The following is a 1,569-nucleotide window of genomic DNA, read 5'->3' on the forward strand; positions in this document are numbered from 1 at the left end:
TTGACGTTTAGACTACCCGTCCAAGGCGGAATACGCTATGATTCGCATAGCGTTGCATGTTTTGCATGATTCTGGTCAGATTGGAGAGCTATTCACGTTGTTTTCGCTGCTTTTTGGCCGATTTCCGCTTCGATTTCGTCGGTTTCTCGTGTTTCCGGATGACCGGATGCCGGGTGGCCCGCTTGACGGTGGCTCCGGGAACCCGCCCCGGCGCTTTTCCGCGGGGTTGGGGTGCCGCTGCTGGCGTGCCAAGTTCGCCAATAAGCTTGGCCATCGCCCGCCGCACCTGTTGGGGCGAGACCGAACGGTGCGTGGACTCCCACGGACGCCGCTCGCCGATGCCCAACGCCCGGCCCAGGACCAATTGATTATGCACGATGGCCACCACCTGTGTCCACCGCTCCATTTGTTCCGGACTGCGCACCCGGGCGGTGTCCCACAGCAAGGCCTGCTTGTCCAGCCGATAACCATGTTCCTGGCCAAACCGATGACCATACAGCACGGCCACGTCTTCCAACGGTGGCAACGTCTGGCCGTGCCACCAGAACCAGCTCTCCCGGGGGTCACGCTTCGTCCCGGCCGCGGACGTGCGGATGATCCGGACCGCACTGAGTTCCACCGTGCGCGCCTTGCGGATGTGCAGATGGTGCCACACCGCCACCTCGGTGGTGCGACCAGCCGCATCGGTGAGGCAGATCGTCGCATCGGGTGGCCCATGGGTCGTGGGGTCGCTCCCCTGAAAGCGCGCCCCATCGAGGCGCGGACGCCCCCGCGTGCCCGTGCGCTCCGGAGCGGCTCGATACAGCACCTGGTCACATCGCGCACGGATGAACTGATCCATGGGCAGGTGGGCGGTGGCGTGCAGCCAGGGAGCCCGGCTGTAATACCGATCCAGCAGCACGATGGGGCGCACGTCCAGCAACGGCAGCAGCGCAACGAGTTGGGCCGCTCCCACGGTGACCGGGTCGCTCGCGCTGGGAATACGCTGGTGGTCAAGGATGTAACTCCGACTGCTGACGGGCTGATCGAGCACCACGACGGCCGAGAAACTCCAACCCGGGCTGGTCGGGGTGGCCCCGTGGGGCGTGTTGGCCTGATAGACGTAGGTGCGGTCGCGGGAGGTCTGCGCCGCAGGTCGGATCAGCGAACTGGTATCGATCCCGAGCAGCAGACGCTTCCCCGCTGGTGGCGTAGGCCGTGCGTCCACAAACGCCTGCCGGAGGGCCGCCTGGTCAATGCAGCCATCCTCCAAGGCCTCGTACACACTGGGCCAGCGGCGACGAAACGCCGGACTGAGGGCCAGCTCAATCAGACTCTGGGCCAGCGGATCGGTCAAGAGCGCATCAGCGAGGTCGAACAACGCGTCAGCGGCACGGGTGAACGAGGCGTACACGGCCGTGCGGAAATCGATGAGCGTGGTACAATCCATCAGCGTCCCCTTTTGGTTGGTGGTACAACGTGAAAGGGTACGCCCACGGGCGGGTTTGCGCAAGCAAGCCGGCCCGTGTTTGTTCGGTGTGGTTACCCAAAATCGGGTTGGACGATCTGGCTGGGTAGTCTAAACGTCAA

1 protein-coding gene is annotated in these 1,569 nt (G+C 64.2%); it reads right to left on the minus strand.

Going from position 1 to position 1,569, the window contains the following annotated elements:
- Positions 1-88 precede the first annotated feature (88 nt).
- The gene (locus EKD05_RS25430) at positions 89-1,429 is read right to left on the minus strand and encodes a transposase (protein WP_129678437.1); all 1,341 of its coding nucleotides are present in this window, start codon (positions 1,427-1,429) and stop codon (positions 89-91) included.
- Positions 1,430-1,569 lie beyond the last annotated feature (140 nt).

The organism is Candidatus Chloroploca sp. Khr17 (assembly GCF_004138165.1).
Classification (GTDB): Bacteria; Chloroflexota; Chloroflexia; order Chloroflexales; family Chloroflexaceae; genus Chloroploca.